Origin of the sequence: Dyella telluris (assembly GCF_014297575.1) — a bacterium.
Lineage (GTDB): Bacteria > Pseudomonadota > Gammaproteobacteria > Xanthomonadales > Rhodanobacteraceae > Dyella > Dyella telluris.
On record NZ_CP060412.1, the window covers coordinates 4,104,968 to 4,120,231 of the forward strand.

The 15,264-nt window shown below is 63.3% G+C and carries 10 protein-coding genes; 9 read left to right on the forward strand and 1 reads right to left on the reverse strand.

The genetic code is table 11. From position 1 onward, the window contains the following. Positions 1-251: 251 nt before the first annotated feature. Positions 252-509, reverse strand: a complete 258-nt coding sequence (locus H8F01_RS18075) for an acyl-CoA-binding protein (RefSeq protein ID WP_187056422.1) — start codon at positions 507-509, stop codon at positions 252-254. Positions 510-623: 114 nt separating this feature from the next. Here H8F01_RS18075 and cmk point away from each other — a divergent pair, with 114 nt between their 5' ends. From cmk to H8F01_RS18120, 9 genes are all read left to right on the forward strand, one after another. Then, a complete protein-coding gene (gene cmk / locus H8F01_RS18080) occupies positions 624-1,304 on the forward strand; it encodes a (d)CMP kinase (protein WP_187056423.1) in 681 nt (226 codons plus the stop codon). Positions 1,305-1,468: 164 nt separating this feature from the next. Next, complete coding sequence (gene rpsA / locus H8F01_RS18085) at positions 1,469-3,142, forward strand: 30S ribosomal protein S1 (protein WP_187056424.1); 1,674 nt, start codon at positions 1,469-1,471, stop codon at positions 3,140-3,142. 70 nt (positions 3,143-3,212) lie between these two features. Further along, positions 3,213-3,500, forward strand: a complete 288-nt coding sequence (locus tag H8F01_RS18090) for an integration host factor subunit beta (RefSeq protein ID WP_046973381.1) — start codon at positions 3,213-3,215, stop codon at positions 3,498-3,500. Between the two features lie 196 nt (positions 3,501-3,696). Next, positions 3,697-3,969, forward strand: a complete 273-nt coding sequence (locus H8F01_RS18095; protein WP_187056425.1) for a LapA family protein — start codon at positions 3,697-3,699, stop codon at positions 3,967-3,969. Next, positions 3,966-5,141, forward strand: a complete 1,176-nt coding sequence (gene lapB, locus H8F01_RS18100; protein WP_187056426.1) for a lipopolysaccharide assembly protein LapB — start codon at positions 3,966-3,968, stop codon at positions 5,139-5,141. Before H8F01_RS18095 ends, lapB begins: the two co-directional genes overlap by 4 nt. A 7-nt stretch (positions 5,142-5,148) precedes the next feature. Then, positions 5,149-6,180 (forward strand): MraY family glycosyltransferase, encoded by a 1,032-nt coding sequence (locus H8F01_RS18105; RefSeq protein ID WP_187056427.1) that lies wholly within the window; start codon positions 5,149-5,151, stop codon positions 6,178-6,180. Then, positions 6,167-8,062, forward strand: coding sequence for a polysaccharide biosynthesis protein (locus H8F01_RS18110; RefSeq protein ID WP_187056428.1), 1,896 nt, complete (start codon positions 6,167-6,169; stop codon positions 8,060-8,062). Before H8F01_RS18105 ends, H8F01_RS18110 begins: the two co-directional genes overlap by 14 nt. After that, complete coding sequence (galU, locus tag H8F01_RS18115) at positions 8,063-8,935, forward strand: UTP--glucose-1-phosphate uridylyltransferase GalU (protein WP_187056429.1); 873 nt, start codon at positions 8,063-8,065, stop codon at positions 8,933-8,935. 288 nt (positions 8,936-9,223) lie between these two features. Then, positions 9,224-15,256, forward strand: coding sequence for an MG2 domain-containing protein (locus H8F01_RS18120; protein WP_187056430.1), 6,033 nt, complete (start codon positions 9,224-9,226; stop codon positions 15,254-15,256). Positions 15,257-15,264: the final 8 nt, after the last annotated feature.

Genomic DNA, 15,264 nt, shown 5'->3' on the forward strand with positions numbered 1-15,264 from the left:
CGGCAGGGTTCAAACGATCGTATGAATGTGCCTGCGGAGGGCGTTTGAAAGCAAGCGCCGTGTGTGGAGTGGCGTTCGGGTTCACTCACCGTCATCCCGGCGAAAGCCGGGATCCAGTGTCTTTACGCTGCCTCAAAGGCAACGTCGCTGGATCCCGGCTTTCGCCGGGATGACGGTGAGATCCTTTGAACGCTGCCCCGAATTGCGTGCTACGTGCCGCGGGCCGAAGGGAGAGGTGCGAGCCGAACGTGTCAGCTCAGCAGATCCTGTACCAGCTCGATGTAGCGTTGCATGGCATTGTCTTCGGACACGCCGCGCAGGTGCGCCCAAGCCTCGTACTTGGCAGTGCCGACGAAGTCGAAAAAGCCCGGCTGCTCGCCGTGGACATCGCCTTCGGAACCCTGCTTGTACAGGGCATAGAGTTTGAGCAGGGTGTCGTTGTCCGGTCGCTGGCCAAGCTGCTGGATGTCTTCGGCGGCTTGTTCGAAATCGCGACGCAGATCGGTCATGGTTTGGACTTGCATGGTCTGACGGGCTTCAAAGGGTGAGTGGACACACCGCGTTCCGTGCGAGGACCAACGCGATAGAATATGCGTTTTCTTTCGCCCGCGTCAGGAGTCCCTATGACCTCGTCCTCGTCCGTCCCCGTACTTACCATCGACGGACCTTCCGGGTCGGGCAAGGGCACCATCAGTCGCAAGGTGGCTGAGAAACTGGGTTGGCGGCTGCTGGATTCCGGCGCCCTGTACCGGGCGGTGGGCTATGCGGCAGGCATGGAGGGGTTGGACCTCTCCGATGTGGATGCCATGACCCGCTGTGCCCAGACCACCAAGATCCGCTTCCGTGCCACCACGGATGGCAGCGACACCCGGGTGGTGGTGAACGGGCACGACGCCACCGACGAACTGCGTACCGAAACGGCCGGCGCGGCGGCCTCGGCCATTGCCTCGATTCCTTCGGTGCGTCAGGCACTTGTGGATATGCAGCTGGCCTTCCGCAAGGCCCCGGGCCTGGTGGCGGACGGCCGGGACATGGGCACGGTGATCTTCCCGGATGCCCCGTTCAAGGTATTCCTTACGGCCAGCGCCGCCGAAAGGGCGAAAAGGCGCTATAAGCAGTTGAAGGAAAAGGGTCTGAGCGTTACACTTGCTACCCTTCAGCACGAGATCGAAGCGCGTGACGCCCGTGATGCCTCACGGACAGTCGCGCCGCTCAAGCCGGCCGCGGATGCGGTTTTCATCGATACCACCGGCATGGGCATCGACGATGTCGTCGCGAAAGTATTGGCTGTCGTGCAGTCCTGACGGGCTGCTGATGGCTATGGCGCCTCCGCCCTGGCGGGGGATATTGGTCAACGGTGCCAAGGGAGCGATCCCGCGACACCCATAGCCGGTGGGCCGACCGTCCGTGCGCCATTCATACAGGTGCGCACAAGGACCTAAGGCCTTTTCTTATTTCTGGAATCAACATGACTGAAAGTTTTGCCGAACTGTTTGAACAGAGCCAACAGGCCATCTCCAAGCTGAAGCCGGGCGCGATCGTCACGGGTATCGTTGTGGAAATCCGCAACGACGTCGTCGTGATCAACGCTGGCCTGAAGAGCGAAGGCATCGTCCCGATCGAGCAGTTCAAGGACGAGAGCGGAGAGCTGGAAGTGCAGGTGGGCGACGAGGTGAAGGTTGCCCTCGACGCGCTGGAAGACGGTTTCGGCGAGACCAAGCTCTCCCGTGAGAAGGCCAAGCGTTCCATGGTTTGGGACGACCTCGAGCAGGCCTTCGACAAGGAAGAGACCATCACCGGCAAGATCTCCGGCAAGGTCAAGGGCGGTTTCACCGTCGACATCAAGGACGTCCGCGCATTCCTGCCGGGCTCGCTGGTCGACGTCCGTCCGGTCCGCGATCCGGTCTACCTGGAAGGCAAGGACCTCGAGTTCAAGATCATCAAGCTCGACCGCAAGCGCAACAACGTTGTGGTCAGCCGCCGCGCCGTCGTCGAGACCGAGTTCTCCGAGGAGCGCGAGAAGCTGCTTGAGCGCCTGACCGAAGGCGCAGTGGTCAAGGGTACGGTCAAGAACCTCACCGACTACGGCGCATTCGTGGACCTGGGCGGCATCGACGGCCTGCTGCACATCACCGACATGGCGTGGAAGCGCGTGCGTCATCCGTCCGAAGTCGTCAACGTTGGCGACGAGCTGGACGTCCGCGTGCTGAAGTACGACCGCGAGCGCAACCGCGTGTCGCTGGGCCTGAAGCAGCTGGGCGACGACCCGTGGGTCGCCATCGCCCGCCGCTACCCGGTCGGCAGCCGCCTGTTCGGCAAGGTCTCCAACGTCACCGATTACGGCTGCTTCGTCGAGATCGAGCCGGGCGTGGAAGGCCTGGTCCACGTGTCCGAAATGGACTGGACCAACAAGAACGTCAACCCGGCCAAGGTGGTGCAGGTCGGTGACGAGACCGAAGTGATGGTGCTGGACGTGGATGAAGAGCGTCGCCGCATCTCGCTGGGTATCAAGCAGACCCGCTCGAACCCGTGGGAAGCTTTCGCCGCCATGCACAAGAAGGGCGACAAGGTGTCCGGTCAGATCAAGTCGATCACCGACTTCGGCATCTTCATCGGCCTGGACGGCGGCATCGACGGTCTGGTCCACCTGTCCGACATCTCGTGGCAGGCCTCGGGTGAAGACCTCGTGCGCAACTTCAAGAAGGGCGACGAGATCGAAGCCGTGGTGCTGGCCGTGGATCCGGAGCGCGAGCGCATCTCCCTCGGCATCAAGCAGATGGAGCAGGATCCGTTCGGTCAGTTCATGGCCACCAACCCGCGCGGCACCATCGTCAATGGCACCGTGAAGGAAGTGGACGCCAAGGGCGCCGTGATCGACCTGGGCGAGGGCGTCGAGGGTTACCTCCGCGCCAACGACATCGCCAAGGAGCGCATCGAAGACGCTACGCAGCACCTGAAGGTGGGCGACAAGGTCGAAGCCAAGTTCACCGGCATGGACCGTAAGGGCCGCCAGCTGCAGCTGTCGATCCGCGCCAAGGACGAAGAAGAACTTAGCGATGCCATGGCTGAGTACTCGTCCGCTTCCGGCGGTACGACGAAGCTCGGTGCGCTGCTCAAAGAGCAGCTCAACAAGGCTGACTAAGCAGTAGTAGCAGGAATGCGGGGCGGCGCTCAGCCGCCCCGCGGTTTCACGTCACGGACATTGGGGACCCATGACCAAATCCGAATTGATTGAGGCGCTGGCACGGCGTCAGACCCATCTCGCGTTCGCGGACGTGGAGTTGGCGGTCAAAAGCGTGATCGAACAGATGAGCCATGCTCTTTCCAATGGCGAGCGCATCGAGGTCCGCGGCTTCGGCAGCTTTGCGCTGCATTATCGTCCGCCGCGCATGGGACGTAATCCCAAGACGGGTGACGCAGTGGCTTTGCCGGGCAAGCATGTCCCGCACTTCAAGCCGGGCAAGGAACTGCGCGAACGCGTCAACTTGAATCTGGACTGATCCCCGCTCACGCGGATTCACGACAGCATGTTTCTGGAAGGCAGGCGACGACAAGTCGGTCCTGCCTTCTTTTTTTTCCGTACCGGCAAGTTTTTGCGCTGGCCGGCCTGGGCGAAAAACGGATTGCCCACCGGTTTATGAAGCACGCTCGAGTCCCCGCCTGTGACGGGTCCGGGCAATCGGGTAAAGTCGCGCCATGCGCCTGATCGTCACGCTGATTCTCCTGCTCTTTGTCGCCGCCGGTATCGTGCTCGGCGCGCTGAATGCCGACCTGGTCGGTTACGACCTGGGCTTCGCCCACTTCTCGCTGCCCAAGGGGGCGGCCCTGCTGGTGGCCCTGGTCATCGGCTGGCTGCTGGGCGGCCTTACAGCGTGGCTGGGCGTCAGTACCAGGCAACAACGCTTGCGCCGCAAGGCTGCCGCCGGGAAGGCGGGCGGCAAGGCCAATACCTCTCCGGCTGGTGCATGAGCGCGCTTCTTTACGTACTCATCCTGTTGGTACCTGCAGCATTTGCCAGTGGCTGGTGGACCGCCCGCCGGGCAGGCGTTCGGCGTTCCGGTGCCCAGGTCAGTGAGCTCTCCTCGGATTACTTCCGCGGCCTGAACTACCTGCTCAACGAAGAGCAGGACAAGGCCATCGAGGTGTTCCTCAAGCTGGCCGAATACAACCGCGACACGGTCGAAACGCATCTGGCGCTGGGCAACCTGTTCCGCCGGCGCGGTGAAGTGGATCGCGCCATTCGCCTGCACCAGCATCTGGTATCGCGGCCGGGCCTGTCCGATGCCATGAAGACGGTTGCCTTGCTCGAGCTGGGCGAGGATTACATGCGTGCCGGCCTGCTTGATCGTGCCGAAACGCTGTTCTCTGATCTGGTGGCGATGGATGCGCACGCCCCGTCGGCGCTGCGTCATCTGATTGCGATCTACCAGCATGAGCGCGACTGGCACAAGGCGATCGAACATGCGCGCCGCCTTGAGGCGATGACGGGCGAGGATGAAGCCGGCATGATCGCGCAGTTCTATTGCGAGCTGGCCGAACAGTCACGTCAGCATGGTGCTCGTCAGGATGCCCGCGAGTACCTGCGCCAGGCCTTTGCGTGTCAGGCCGATTGCGTGCGCGCGTTCATGCTGACCGGACGCCTGTACGCGGAAGAGGGGCAGCACGCGGAAGCGGCCAAGGCCTACGAGCATGCCGTCGAGGCGGATATCGCCTTCGTTCCGGAGATTCTGCCACCCTTGCTCAACAGTTACGCGCGTTCGCAGCAGATGGAGCATGCCGAACATTTTCTCCGCGACATTCTTGAGCGCTATCACGGCATTTCGCCCGTGCTCGCCTTGACGCGCCTGTATCAGCAGCGTGACGGCGAGCGTACGGCGATTGAGTTCCTCACCTCGCAACTGCGCCAGCGTCCTTCGGTTCGCGGGTTGATGGCGCTGATCGACGCCACCATGGACAAGATGGAAGGCGAGGCGCGGGAGAACTTCCTGATCCTGCGCGATCTCACCAAGAAGCTGCTGGAAGGGCAGGCCATGTACCGCTGCAGCCGCTGCGGTTTCGGCGCCAAGGCGCATCACTGGCAGTGCCCCAGCTGCAAGAGCTGGAGCACCATTCGGCCGATCCATGGCGTGGCCAACGAATGAGGCACGGATGAACTTTGCTTCGCTGGCGACAGGGATGGTGCTGGCCGCGTTGGTGATTTCCTGGGTGGTTGTCCGCGCCGCCATCGCCTACGCCCATCGGCGCGGCATGCTGGACCAGCCGGGCCAGCGCCGATCCCACACCATTCCCACGCCGCGTGGCGGCGGCATCGGCATTGTCGTTGCCGTGCTGCTGACCATGCCCGCCAGCCTGGCGGTGTTGCCCGAGGCTTGGCCCGCCGTGGTGGTCGTGGCCGTGGCGGTTGGAACGGTGTTGGTCGCTGCCGTGGGCTGGTGGGACGACCACTCCTCGCTGCCGGTGCTGCCCCGGTTTGGCATCCAGATGCTGTCGGTCGGCCTCATCGCCATCGCGCTGGCTGCCACCGGCATGGCCTGGTGGTGGGTGCCGGTGCTCGTGCTTGCCGGCGGCTGGAGCATCAACCTGCATAACTTCATGGATGGCATCGACGGCCTCCTGGCCCAGCAGGTGATCTTCGTGGGCGTGGGTCTGGCGCTGCTGGCGCAGTCGGCGGCCCAGCTGGCCCTGACCGTTGCTTCCGCGTGCCTGGCGGCCGCGGCGCTGGGCTTCTGGTATTTCAACCGGCCACGGGCACGCATTTTCATGGGGGACGTGGGCAGCGGCACCATGGGGCTGCTGATCTTTGCCCTCACCGCGCTGCTCTGGCAGGTGGACTGGCACCTGCTGTGGCCGGCCCTGATTCTCAGTTCATCTTTTGTAGCGGACGCTACCCTTACCCTGTTCCACCGTATGGTCGGTGGCCGCCGCTGGTACACTGCCCATCGCGAACATCTGTATCAATGGATGGTTCGCAGTGGTTTCACGCATGCCACGGGAGGGGCGTGCTATCTGGTCTGGAACATGCTGGTTGCGGCGCCGCTCGCCGTCCTTGCATGGGCCCGGCCGACGTGGTCCGTGCCGGTGTTTTTCGGCACGTACCTGATAGCGACCGCCGTTTGGATTGTCATGAAGCGCCAGTGTCTGCGGCGCGTATTGAGCAAGGGTCGACATGCCGCTACGTAAATGGGTCGGTGTCATTCATCCGCGAACGGCCGTGGTACTCCACGACCTGCTGATGGCTGCGCTGGCATGGTGGATCGCCAAGGCCCTGCGTTACGCGATGATCGATAACGCAGCGATCAGCTTCCACGCGCTCGAATTTCCCCTCGTCCTGCTGGTGCAGGGCGCCGTACTGAGCTGGACCGGCCTTTACAAAGGCGTGTGGCGTTTCGCCAGCCTTCCGGACCTGTGGAACATCCTGCGGGCCGCGATCATCGGCGCCCTGGCCATTGCGCTGGTGCTGATCCTCTACAACCGTCTGGCGGACGTACCCCGTTCGGTCTTGCTGCTGTATCCCGTGGTGCTGTCGGTACTGCTGGGTATGCCTCGTCTTGCTTATCGGTTCTGGAAAGACAGCCGCGTCGACCTGTTTCAGGCCAAGCCCGCCCAGCGTGTGCTTATCGTGGGTGCCGACCGTGCCGGTGAGGCGCTGTCGCGCGACCTGCATCGCGACCATGGTTTCACCGTGGTCGGGTTCGTCGACGACAAGGAAAGCCTGCGCGGTGCCAGCATCAACGGCAAGCCGGTGCTGGGGCGTATCGACCAGATTCCCGAGCTGGCCCGTGAAGTGGCCGTGCAGATGCTGCTCATTGCCATGCCTGGCGCCTCCACCCAGGAGATGCGCCGCGTGGTGGAGCTGTGCGACCAGAGCGGATTGCCGTATCGCACCGTTCCGAAGCTAGAGGACGTGGTCTCCGGGCGCGCGCACTTCAACGAGATCAAGGAAGTCGCCATTGAGGATCTGCTTGGCCGCGATACGGTAGAGCTGGACTGGACGGCCATCCGCGTCACCCTGACCGGGCGTCGCGTGCTGGTCACGGGCGGTGGTGGCTCGATCGGTTCGGAGCTGTGCCGTCAGGTGGCTCGCCTTGGCGCGCAGTCGCTGTGCGTAGTCGACAACACTGAATTCAATCTCTACCGGATCTCGCAGGAACTGCGTGCCGAGTATCCGGAACTGATCTTCGAGGGCGTGCTGGCCGATTGCGGTGATGCGGCAGCCATGCGCAAGCTGTTCAACGAGTACAAGCCGCAGGTGGTGTTCCATGCCGCCGCATACAAGCACGTGCCCATGCTGCAGGCCCAGTTGCGCGCGGCCTTCCGCAACAACGTGCTGGCCACACGCAACGTGGCCGACCTGGCGGATCGTCATCAGGTCGAATGTTTCGTGCTGATTTCCACTGACAAGGCGGTCAACCCCACCAGTGTCATGGGCGCGTGCAAGCGCATGGCGGAAATCTGGTGCCAGAACCTCAACGAGCATTCGAATACGCATTTCATTACGGTGCGCTTCGGCAACGTGCTCGATTCCGCGGGTTCGGTGGTGCCGTTGTTCCGCGAGCAGATCCGCAATGGTGGACCGGTCACCATCACGCATCCCGAGATCTCCCGCTACTTCATGACCATTCCTGAAGCCTGCCAGCTGATTTTGCAGGCGGCCAGCATCGGCAAGGGTGGTGAGATCTTTGCGCTGGACATGGGCGAGCCGATCAAGATCCGCGATCTCGCCGAGCAGATGATCCGCCTGGCTGGCCGCAAGCCTGGCACTGAGATTCCCATCGTCTATACGGGGCTGCGCTCGGGCGAGAAACTGTTTGAAGAGCTGTTCCATCCGCTTGAGAACTACATCGAGACGACGCACGCGAAGATCTTCCTCGCGCAGTACCGTCCGGTGAAATGGGATCTGCTCAATACGCAGATGGCGAGGGCGGCCGATGCCGTCGTCGCCTATGACGAGGAAACGCTGCGCCAGTGCGTGTCCAACCTGCTGCCGTCGTTCCGCTGGAGCGAACCGGTGCATACGGACAACGTGGTGGCGCTACGTCGCAATGAATCAGGAGAGAAGTAAGTGAGCAAACCCTTGCGTAAGGTGGTGTTCCCCGTGGCCGGTCTTGGCACGCGTTTCCTTCCCGCGACCAAGGTGGTGGCCAAGGAAATGCTGCCGGTGCTGGATCGCCCGTTGATCCAGTACGCCGTTGACGAAGCCGTCGACGCCGGCGCGGATACGCTCATCTTCGTCACCAATCGATACAAGCACGCCATTGCCGACTATTTCGACAAGGCGTATGAGCTCGAGGCCAAGCTGCAGGAAAAGGGCAAGGACGAACTGCTCGCGCTGGTGCAGGGCACACTGCCCAAGCACGTGCGCGCGATCTTCGTGACGCAGCCCGAGGCACTGGGCCTGGGGCATGCTGTGCTTTGTGCCAAGCCTGTCGTTGGCGACGAGCCGTTCGGCGTGGTACTTCCGGACGATCTCATCTGGAACAAGGGCAAGGGCGCGCTGGGCCAGATGGCCGAACTCGCGCAGTCGCAGGGCGCTGGTGTCATCGCCGTGGAAGAAGTGCCGCACAGCGACACCGACAAGTACGGCATTGTCGACGCCACCCCGGTGGACGAGCGCAGTGCGCAGATCCGCCACATGGTGGAAAAGCCCAAGCCGGCTGACGCGCCGTCGAACCTGGCCGTGGTGGGTCGCTACGTGCTGCCCGGCCGCATTTTCCAGTTGCTCGAGCAAACCACGCCGGGTGCCGGTGGCGAGATCCAGCTGACCGACGCCATCGACGCGCTGCTGAAGGAGCAGGGCAAGGTCCTTGCCTACCGTTTCGAAGGCACTCGTTTCGATTGCGGCAACAAGGCCGGGCTGGTGCGCGCCACCATGCACATGGCCTTGCAGGACCCCAAGCTCGCGCCCGTCGTGCGCGAGATCATGGCGACGCTCTAAGCGATCTGCCTGCGCCGCCCCGTCAGGGGCGGCGCATTCCCGGCGATTTCCCCCGGCGGCTACGCCGCCTTGTCAGGCTTGTCCTGTTCTCGCCGGATGCCCATGCGGCGCTGACGCCGGCATGTCAGAATCCTTCCTGCATATCGCCATGTTTGGCGAGCAAGCTGTCACCAGGGTAAGCCCGTGTCGTCAGGTCCGCTTCGCAAGAGGCGGGCGTTTTGGCGCATCCGGTATCACCCCGGGGCCGGCTTGGCGCCGTGTTCATTGGATGAAAACCGGGAAGGCATCATGGATCTGCTGCGATTTCTGCTCCTGCTCCCCTTGCGTCTGTTGCGAGGGCTTCTGGCCGGCCTCGGCCTGCTATTGCGGCCTCTTTTCGGCCAGGTGAGCTGGGCCGCCCCCCGATGGATGCCCGCCACGGGTGGATGGATCCGGCAGCGCCCCGCGCAGGCGGCAGGCATCCTGGTGGCGGCGCTCGTGGTCGGCGGCGGTGGCTGGTTTGGCTGGCAGTGGTACAAGAACCGGCCGCAGCCGGTGGAGCCTTCCCGCGTGACACTGAGCGTCGAGGCGCCGCCGATCACCGATTACACCCGGCAACCCATCGTGATCCATCCGCTCACGGTAGCGTTCTCCGGTTCGGCCGCACCGCTTGAAGGGGTTGGCAAACCGGTGACCACCGGTATCGTCATGCAGCCGGCGGTGAAGGGGCAATGGAGCTGGGTTGATGACCACACGCTTCGTTTTGCTCCTGCCGAAGACTGGCCGGTTGGCAAGCATTTCCAGGTGCGCTTCGACGTGGCCAAGGCATTTGCACGCCATGTGATGATGGCGGATGACCATGTCGATTTCGACACGCCCGCGTTCGAAGCCAAGGCCGAGAAGGGCGAGTTCTATCAGGATCCGCAGGACGCCACGGCCAGGAAGACCATCCTGCCGGTCACGTTCAATTACCCGGTCGACGCCGCTGAGTTCGAGAAGCGCATCGAGGTGGGCCTGAAGCAGCCATCCGGCGGCGATGCGGCGCTGAAGTACACGGTCACTTACGACCAGTACAAGCTGCATGCGTGGATTCACTCGCAACCGCTTTCACTGCCGCGCGACGAAGGCGCGGTGTCCTACGCGATCGGCAAGGGCGTGCGCAGCGCTCGCGGCGGCGACGGTACGGCTGAAACCATCAAGACCCAGGTCCGCGTGCCTGGCCTCTACAGCCTCACCATCGACCACATCGAGCCGACGCTGGTCGACAACGAAAAGTACGAACCCGAGCAGGTGCTGCTGGTCAACGTGGGCGGCACGGTGCGCGACAGTGACCTGGGCGGCCTGATCAAGGCCTGGGTGCTGCCAGCGCGCAAGAAGGGCGACGAACAGGGCGAGGATGCTGCGCCGTACGACTGGAGCACTGGCGAAGTCGGCGAGGCGGAATTGCGTCAGAGCGAGCCGCTGAAGCTGGAGATAGTGCCGACCGAAAACGACTACGAAGCCGTGCAGAGCTTCAAGTTCCATGCCGCGCCCGGGCAGCGTGTGTACGTGCGTGTGGACAAGGGCCTGAAGTCGTTCGGCGGTTACATCCTGGGCAAGCCCTATGCCACCGTCATCAGGGTGCCGGACTATCCCAGGCTGCTGCGCTTCATGGCGGATGGCTCGTTGCTGTCCATGTCGGGCAGCAAGCGCATCTCGGTGGTGTCGCGCAACTTGCCCGGCATGCGGGTCGAGGTGGGCCGCGTACTGCCGGATCAGCTGCAGCATCTGGTCAGCTTCAACCAGGGCACGTTTGCGCGCCCGCAGTTGAGTTACGACTTCAGCGAAGATCACATCGTCGAACGCTTCGAGCAGAAGCGCAGCTTTCCCAAGGGCGATCCGGCCAAGGCGCATTACGAAGGTATCGACCTTGGGCAGTACCTGAAGGACGGCAAGCGGGGCGTGTTCCTGCTGCACCTGTCCAGCTATGACGCCGCGGCGGAAAAGAAGCGGGAAGAAGCCCGGAAGGCAGCCGAGGGCCAGCCGCAGGCAGCACCCACGAATAACGAGTCGGGTGACGAACCGGAAGAAAGCGGCGACGAGCAGGGCGAGATGGCCGACAGCGGCGACGGCAGCGAGACGGCCGACCCAACCGACACGCGCCTGATCGTGGTCACGGACCTTGGCATGCTGGTGAAGCGTTCGCTGGATGGCAGCCAGGATGTATTCGTACAGTCCATCCACACCGGCCAGCCGGTGGCAGGCGCCACGGTATCGGTGCTGGCCTTGAACGGCCAGACACTCTTCAGCGAATCGACGTCCGCCGACGGTGCCGTGCATTTTCCCACCCTCAAGGGGCTGGATCGCGAGAAACAACCCACGCTGTACGTGGTCAGGAAGGGCGATGACCTGTCGTTCCTGCCTATCGGCGGTTCGACCAGTTACGAGCGCAAGCTCGACTTCTCGCGCTTCGACGTGGGTGGCGAGCGCAATGCGCAGAACGAGGGCCAGCTCTCGGCTTATCTGTTCTCGGATCGTGGCATCTATCGCCCGGGTGACACCTTCCACATCGGCCTGATCGTACGTGCAGCCAGCTGGACCCGCAGTGTGGTCGGCGTGCCGCTGCAGGCGGAGATCGTCGATCCGCGCGGCATGACGGTGAAGCAGCTGCCGATGTCGATGGACGCATCCGGTTTTGGCGAGCTCGAGTACGCGCCTGCCGAAACCGCGCCCACCGGCACGTGGACGGTAAACCTGTACATCGTGAAGGATGGCAAGGCCAGCGCGCAGATCGGCAGTACCACCGTGCAGGTGAAGGAGTTCCTGCCTGATCGCATGAAGGTCGAAGCCAAGCTGGCCGGACAGGTGCCCGAAGGCTGGGTGAAGCCCGATCAGGTGAAGGGCGTGGTCGACGTGATGAACCTGTTTGGCACGCCAGCGGCGGATCGTCGCGTAGAAGCGTCGCTGACCTTGCGTCCGGCATGGCCGGCCTTCCGTAGCTGGCCCGACTATCACTTCTACGACGTGAAGCGCGCCAAGGAGGGCTACGAGGACAAGCTGCAGGATGGCAAGACCGACGACAAGGGGCACGCGGAATTCGACTTCGACCTGAAGAAATACGCGGACGCCACCTATCAGCTGTATTTCCTGGCGAAAGCCTATGAGCCCGAAGGTGGTCGCAGCGTGGCTGCTGCCGCGCAGACGCTGGTGTCCAGCAATGACTGGCTGGTCGGCTACAAGTCCGTCGACAACCTGGACTACGTCAACCGTGACGCGCCGCGCAGCGTGCACCTGGTGGCCATCGACCACACCGCCAAGTCCATCGCCCTGAAGGACCTGAAGGCACGCTTCATCGAGCGTCGTTACCTCTCCGTGCTGACCAAGCAGGATTCAGGCGTCTACAAGTATCAGTCCAAGCTCAAGGAGGTACCGGTCAACGAGCAGCCGTTGTCGATTCCTGCCACTGGGATGGACTATCCCTTGCCTACCGACAAGCCCGGCAACTATGCGCTGGTCATCGTCCGCGCCACTGACGGCGTGGAAGTGAACCGCGTGGAGTATTCGGTGGCGGGTGCGGCCAACGTGTCACGCTCGCTGGACCGCAACGCGGAGCTGCAGCTCAACCTGAGCAAGCAGGATTACGCACCGGGCGAGTCGGTGGATATCGCCATTCGTGCGCCGTACGCGGGCAGTGGCCTGATCACCATCGAGCGCGACAAGGTGTATGCGCACGCGTGGTTCCACGCTGATACCACTAGCTCCGTGCAGCACATCACCGTGCCGGCGGATTTCGAAGGCAACGGCTACATCAACGTGCAGTACATCCGTGATCCGTCCTCGGACGAGATCTTCATGAGCCCGCTGAGCTACGGCGTGGTGCCGTTCTCGGTGAACCTGGATGCGCGGCGCAACGTCATCAAGGTGGATTCGCCGGCGGTGGTGAAGCCGGGCGATACCGTGACTTTCAAGCTCAGTGCGCCGCAGCCCACGCGTGCCGTGGTGTTCGCGGTGGATGAAGGCATCCTGCAGGTGGCGCGCTACAAGCTGGGTGACCCGCTGAAGTTCTTCTTCCGCAAGCGCATGCTGGAAGTAGGCACTTCGCAGATCCTCGACCTGATCCTGCCGGACTTCGAGAAGCTGATGGCCATGGCCGCGCCCGGCGGTGATGCCGATGCGGCCATCGGCCGCCAGCTCAATCCGTTCAAGCGCAAGCGCGACAAGCCGGTGGCGTACTGGTCCGGCATCGTGGATGTGAGCGGCGAGAAGGAGTTTACCTATCAGGTGCCCGATTACTTCAACGGCAAGCTGCGCGTGATGGCGGTGGCGGTGTCGACCGATCGCATCGGTACCTACGAAGGCAACACGACGGTCCGCGGGGACTTCGTGCTTTCGCCCAACGTGCCGACCACGCTGGCGCCCGGTGACGAGGTCGACGTGAGCGTGGGCGTGGCCAACAACCTCACGGGCCTCGGCGGCAAGCAGGTGCCGGTGGCGGTGACCCTGAAGACCGGGCCGCAGCTCCAGGTGGTCGGTGCGCAGACGCAGAGCCTGAATCTCGGCGAGATGCGCGAGGGTGTGGTGAACTTCCGCGTCAAGGCCACCGACAAGCTCGGTTCGGGCAACTTCACCTTCACGGCGGGCTATGGCGACAAGTCGGCACGCCAGAGCGTGGATGTCTCCGTTCGGCCGGCATCCGCCTATCGCACGCAGGTGGATGTGGGTCGCGTGGATGCAGGGGCCAAGCAGGAGCAGCCCGACTTGCGTCGCCTTTACGGCGAATACGCCTCGCGAACCACCGCGTTCTCCAATATTCCCGTGGTGCTGAGCAGCGGCCTTGCGTCGTACCTGGTGAACTTCGAGCACCTGTGCAGCGAGCAGATCCTGAGCTCCGCCATGCCACGACTGGTGCTCTCAAAATGGCCGCAGGTGAAGGTGTTCGCCGATGCGTTGCAGCCGGCGCTGGGTGACAAGAAGCTCAGCAACTCGCAGGCGCTGTCGCAGATGCTGGATATCCTGCACTCGCGCCAGAACGGCGAAGGTGGCGTCGGTTTGTGGACGGCCACGCCGGATGCCAATCCGTTCGTGTCCACCTACGCCATGCATTTCATGCTCGAAGCCCGGGACCGCGGCGTGGAGGTGCCGCGCGACATGTTCGATGCAGGCAACAAGTACCTGCACCAGCTGGCCAGCAACGAATCGCTGGACGGCATCGACATGCTGCGCCAGCGCGCCTACGCGGTGTATCTGCTGACCCGCCAGGGCAATGTCACCACCAATGACCTTGCCGCCGTGCAGAAGCGGCTGGAAGCGGCTTACCCGAAGGAGTGGAAGAACGACCTGGCTGCGGCATGGCTGGCGGCGTCCTACCAGCTGCTCAAGCAGGATAAGCCGGCGGCCCAGTTGATGGCCGGTCCGCAGAAACTGCTGGAGCGTACCGGGCAGGATCGCGATTACGTCTATGGCTACTACTACGACCCGCTGGTGCGCGATGCCACCACGCTCTATCTGCTCAGCAAGCATTTCCCGGATCGCGCCAAGGCGCTCTCGCCGCGGGTGCTGGAGAACATCACCTGGCCGATGGAGCGGGGCTGGTACAACACCTTGTCCTCGTCGATGACCTTGTTGGCGTTGGATGCATACGCCACCCAGAACAACCTCGACCTGGACAAGCTGCGCATTGATGAAGTGCATGCGGACGGCTCCGTCAAGTCCATCGCCGCACCGCAGGGCAACCTGCTGCAGGCAGGCACCTGGGCTGCCGACGCACGACGCCTGCGCTTCACCAACGACAGTGCGTTGCCCGCATGGCGCGTGGTCAGCCAGGGTGGTTATGACCGCGACCAGCCGACCAAGGCCATCAAGGACGGCGTGGAGATCACTCGCGACTACACCGACACCAACGGCAAGGCGATCGACAAGATCAAGGTGGGTGACGAGATCGACGTTCACGTGAAGATCCGCAGCACCGATGGCCGTGCGTATGGCAACTTCGCCGTGGTCGACCTGTTGCCCGGCGGCTTCGAGCCGGTGATCCAGCCAGCAGCGGCGGTAACCGACCATCAGGACGATGGCAGCGCCGAGAACGACGCCGGAGGCGACAGTCAAGTGGCTGCCAGTGCATGGCGCTCGCCGATCGGCGTGGGCCAGTCCACCTGGCAACTGACGTACGCCGACATACGCGAGGATCGCGTGGTGCTCTATGGCACGGCCACCTCGGACGTGGGTGAATTCGTCTACCGCATCAAGGCCACCAACGCCGGCAAGTTCATCGTGCCGCCGGCCTATGGCGAATCCCTGTACGACCGTCGCGTGCAGGCGCGCACGGCCGGTGGTGCCACGCTGGAGGTTGTCCGTCAGCCCTGATGGTTAAG

Coding starts and splice junctions, on each gene's coding strand:
- cmk (WP_187056423.1), top strand. CDS start 624: ATGACCTCGTCCTCGTCCGTCCCCGTACTTACCATCGACGGACCTTCC.
- H8F01_RS18120 (WP_187056430.1), top strand. CDS start 9,224: ATGGATCTGCTGCGATTTCTGCTCCTGCTCCCCTTGCGTCTGTTGCGA.
- rpsA (WP_187056424.1), top strand. CDS start 1,469: ATGACTGAAAGTTTTGCCGAACTGTTTGAACAGAGCCAACAGGCCATC.
- H8F01_RS18110 (WP_187056428.1), top strand. CDS start 6,167: ATGCCGCTACGTAAATGGGTCGGTGTCATTCATCCGCGAACGGCCGTG.
- H8F01_RS18075 (WP_187056422.1), bottom strand. CDS start 509: ATGACCGATCTGCGTCGCGATTTCGAACAAGCCGCCGAAGACATCCAG.
- lapB (WP_187056426.1), top strand. CDS start 3,966: ATGAGCGCGCTTCTTTACGTACTCATCCTGTTGGTACCTGCAGCATTT.
- H8F01_RS18105 (WP_187056427.1), top strand. CDS start 5,149: ATGAACTTTGCTTCGCTGGCGACAGGGATGGTGCTGGCCGCGTTGGTG.
- H8F01_RS18095 (WP_187056425.1), top strand. CDS start 3,697: ATGCGCCTGATCGTCACGCTGATTCTCCTGCTCTTTGTCGCCGCCGGT.
- H8F01_RS18090 (WP_046973381.1), top strand. CDS start 3,213: ATGACCAAATCCGAATTGATTGAGGCGCTGGCACGGCGTCAGACCCAT.